This window comes from Pseudoalteromonas sp. SG41-1 (assembly GCF_014164575.1).
Taxonomy (GTDB): domain Bacteria; phylum Pseudomonadota; class Gammaproteobacteria; order Enterobacterales; family Alteromonadaceae; genus Pseudoalteromonas; species Pseudoalteromonas rhizosphaerae.
Map to the genome: position 1 here is coordinate 1 of NZ_JACJFL010000092.1, position 3896 is coordinate 3896.

General features: G+C 41.1%; 4 protein-coding genes. 1 reads left to right on the forward strand and 3 read right to left on the reverse strand.

Going from position 1 to position 3896, the window contains the following annotated elements; genetic code table 11:
• Positions 1-895 precede the first annotated feature (895 nt).
• Positions 896-1789, forward strand: coding sequence for a TPR end-of-group domain-containing protein (locus tag H5203_RS22305; protein WP_145238782.1), 894 nt, complete (start codon positions 896-898; stop codon positions 1787-1789).
• On the opposite strand, the gene H5203_RS22310 is transcribed toward H5203_RS22305, so the two are convergent.
• The 3 genes from H5203_RS22310 to H5203_RS22320 all read right to left on the reverse strand — a co-directional run bounded on the left by H5203_RS22310 (position 1778) and on the right by H5203_RS22320 (position 3776).
• Positions 1778-2098: a hypothetical protein gene (locus H5203_RS22310; protein WP_145238785.1), complete on the reverse strand. Its 321-nt coding sequence runs from the start codon at positions 2096-2098 to the stop codon at positions 1778-1780. The genes H5203_RS22305 and H5203_RS22310 overlap by 12 nt on opposite strands.
• A 50-nt stretch (positions 2099-2148) precedes the next feature.
• Positions 2149-2973, reverse strand: coding sequence for a nuclear transport factor 2 family protein (locus H5203_RS22315; protein ID WP_145238789.1), 825 nt, complete (start codon positions 2971-2973; stop codon positions 2149-2151).
• A gap of 62 nt (positions 2974-3035) precedes the next feature.
• A complete protein-coding gene (locus H5203_RS22320) occupies positions 3036-3776 on the reverse strand; it encodes a ferredoxin--NADP reductase (protein WP_182820360.1) in 741 nt (246 codons plus the stop codon).
• Positions 3777-3896: the final 120 nt, after the last annotated feature.

Here is a 3896-nt window from a genome sequence, read left to right on the forward strand (position 1 = left end):
GTTGGTCAGGAAAGTCTCGAAATTGGACAATGATCAATGAAGTAAATTTGAATCCAGAGAAAAAAGAAGAAGTGCGGGCGGCATAAAATTTAACTTGATGCGACAACTAACTTGAAAAACTCCGGAAGCGCCTCAGTGGCCCTCGGTGGTAAAAGTGGTTTTAAGATAATCACGGCTAAAGCCAGTTCCTACGGTAATAAAAGTAGCTAGGGGCTAGGATTAGCCCGCAGACTGTCGCTCGAAAAACTTTTTATCTTCTCCGTGCAGCGAAGCGCCTCAGTGCCCTCGGTGGTAAAAGTGGTTTTAAGATAATCACAGCTAAAGCCAGTTCCTACGACAGTAAAAGGCGCTAGGCGCTAGGTGCTAGGCTGTATTCCGTAGCACCAAGCCCGAAGCCGGTTTATAGGTCGCGAGGTAAACTCGCGGCTACAATTTTTAAATCATTTTGATAACCCTGTCACCAGAATATTTACTCAACAATGACCGTATTCTTTACGAGCAAATTGTTTAGTTACCATGCAATATCACCCAACGGTGGCTAAGGTAAATGATCTGCGTGGAGTTAATGGGGCCAAAAAGTATTTTCCAATATTTGTAATGCTCTAAATATTAAGACGTTGTTCAGATATATTTGGTTATTATAAACGCTCACTCCTGTTGATATCCCTAACGACTTTAAGTTGTTTAAGCAGTTTGGCCAGCTCTTCTTAGAGCTGGTTTTTTTTTGCCTGTTTTTACTGGCTTTATTTTCTTCCACTACAGCAAAGCAGCAATTACCCAGCATATTGCTGTAAAAATAACCTCGAAAAATCAACGCGGCCTAGTTACTCATAGGTAGTCATGTTACAGTTTCAGTAATTTACTTAGCACTTTAATTTATCGACTAGGCAGTAGTATGCGTCATTATTTTGTATCAATTTTACTTCTTTTTGCCACTTTTGTGGCAGCTCAGGCACAGGCTGAAGAGTCTCGCGCTGCACCCAGCCCACAACAGCAACAACAGGCACTCAAAAAACTTCAAGAGCCGATGTATAGACCCTTGATGGAACGCTATATTCTTGATGAACTCAAAGCGGTACGCCAAGATCAGCAAAAACTACGTGAAGACGTTACCAAACAAGTCACTCATGCTCAGCTTGATACCGCAGACCGCGCACTGACTTACACCACTGATACAATTAATAATGTATTTTTTATCATCACTGCCACAGCCTCTATTTTGGTACTGGTTGGTTGGAACTCGTTACGTGATGTAAAAAACAAAGTCGAAGATATTGTAAATACCCGTGTCAGCGTGATCACCAATGAATACGAAGCACGTTTGAATACATTTGAAGAAAAGCTACGCGAGCGCTCTGAAGAAATCTTAAGTAACCAACAAAAAATATCTGTGACCAATGAAGTCCACTCTTTATGGATGCGTGCAAATTTAGAAAGCGATATAGCTAATAAGATCGAAATATTTGATGAGATTTTAAAACGTAAACCCGAAGATGTTGAAGCTATCGCTTACAAAGCCGATGCATTACTAGAGCTTAATGAAACAGCTCAGGCGATAGAGTTGTGTAACCAAGCCTTGGATATAGACAGTGACTATGGCTACGCTTATTGGCAACGTGCATGTGCTTATGCGTTGACTCATAAACACGCTGATGCGTTGGCCGATATAAAAATGTCGTTGGAGTATTCACCAAACTTACGTAATGAGCTATTACATGAAAGTGCATTTGCCAGTTTGCACGACAACAGCAGCTTTAATGCGATTGTATCTGGCGACTTAACGTTCTAAAAAGCTTTCGATTGCTTGAGTGAGCAGTTCGTCGAGTTGCTCTTCAAACTCATCTTTGTTGGTTTTAAAATGCGCAAGATAAGCCTGCGCATGCTGATCAGACAACAGCCGAGCATTAATACTGTATTCGCGCTCGGCTTTAGTTTTATCAAACCGCGGGGTAAAGTGATAAAGGGCAAAATAAGGGGCGACCAATTGCTGATTAGCATAATCACAGAAACGCTCAATGGTTTGTGCTCCCGTTGGCCCTAAACAGCCAGGCTCTACACGATAAAGTAACTGAATTTTTTTATCATCACTAATTTGCATGCTAGTCGCGGCCCCTTTATCTGCCTATAAACAATCTGCTTATTAATACTCTATCTAAAAAAGAGTACTTTGGTTATTTTGCCATTTTCAACTTGATAGCTAGAGATTAACTCTCCGCGCTTATCAACTACATTTGGATCTGTTGAACAGGTTTCTGACAGTTCATGATCGATAACGATATTACCGTGCACAATACGTTTAATTGGGGATGATTTTATACACTTTAATTTTTTAAACATTATTCCGTAACGGGCAATCAGTTTTTCTTTGCCCTTAAAAAGTAACTCGTTTGGAAAGGCATAAAACTCTACATTTTCATCATACATACTAATAAATGCATCGATGTTTCTGGCATTATACGCCTTAATTAATTGCTCAATAACGGCTAACGATTCGCGTGACTGTTTAGCTTTAACTTGTTGTTTGAGTGTTAGCGCTTCTTTAGCTTGGATCACCGCTTGCTCTGCTTGTGCGACAGCAAGCTGTTTTTCTTGTTGTGTTTTAGGAAGTTCAGCAGGTTTTGCCGCTTCAGTACCAAGTACCTTACTGGTATCAACTTCAGGCTCGCTTGGTTTGCTGGTGTCTGTTTTAATTGGCTGTGTTGGTTCAACGTTTACAGGCTCAGCTGATTGCTTATTTTCTGGCGTTAAGGTGATCACCGCTGGGCTATCTTGTAGTTCAGCCTCAGTTGATTTTGTTGGGGCTTTACTCTGCACTGATTTTTCTTCGCCAGTGCTAGTGTCAGTCGTTTTTACTGCAGCAGGCAATTTAGCTGCTGTTGTTTCAGTTTTAGTCTGTGGTTCAACTACATCAGCTGCAGTTGCTAATAACTGCCACGGAAATAGCAAACTTACTAAAAAAAATAACGGTTTCATACTGTTCCTGAGTAATTTAAGAAACTCTAAAATAACAAAATTTACCGGATCGCGATAGCTTTTTACCAATACTGCTCAACGGTGATTTGCCCAGGCTCCCTACGACGATTGCGAGTGTAGCCTTGCTCGGTTAATAATGCGCTGGTGTCTTTAACCATTTGTGGATTACCACAGATCATAAATTGACTATTTTGCGGGCTAACTGCGCTATCACAATGCTTAAATAAGGTGCCATCGGCGATTCGATCAGTAATACGCCCATCTAAGCCGATAATTGCCTGCTCGCGACTCACTACGGGCAGATAACTTAATTGCGGATACTGCTGCTGTAACTGCGCAATTTTTGCTTGATAACTTAAATCTGCATTCAAACGCACACCATGCACTAAGGTAACGTGCTTAAATTGCTGCCACACATCAGGCTGCTCTAAAATGGATAAAAACGGCCCAATTGCGGTTCCGGTGCTAAGCATAAATAACTGTTCACTGGCGGGGATTTCATCAATAGTAAAAAATCCACTGGCGCGGCTTTCAATCATCACCGTATCGCCGGGTTTAAGCTTGGCTAATTGTTGTGATAATAAGCCATCTGCCACGTTAATAAGATAAAACTCTAAATCGGGAGAGCTTGGTGCATTTACGTAAGAGTACGCCCGTGCAATACGTTTTTCATCCATCATCATAGAAAGCTTAGTAAACTGTCCTGCTTTAAACGGCTCCACATCGGCATTCACAATTAAACTAAATAACGTATCAGTCCACCAAACAATATCTTTAACACTTGCCTCAACCCAATTAGACACAATTAACACTCCTTAATTATTGCTTTGTATAACAGTGGCAAGAGTGCACAGCATTGTCAATGTTTGCGAGTTTGCTTATGTCTGATAAAAAGTGCGAGTTTGCGAGTTTGCGAGTTTGCG

Coding starts and splice junctions, on each gene's coding strand:
- H5203_RS22310 (WP_145238785.1), bottom strand. CDS start 2,098: ATGCAAATTAGTGATGATAAAAAAATTCAGTTACTTTATCGTGTAGAG.
- H5203_RS22305 (WP_145238782.1), top strand. CDS start 896: ATGCGTCATTATTTTGTATCAATTTTACTTCTTTTTGCCACTTTTGTG.
- H5203_RS22315 (WP_145238789.1), bottom strand. CDS start 2,973: ATGAAACCGTTATTTTTTTTAGTAAGTTTGCTATTTCCGTGGCAGTTA.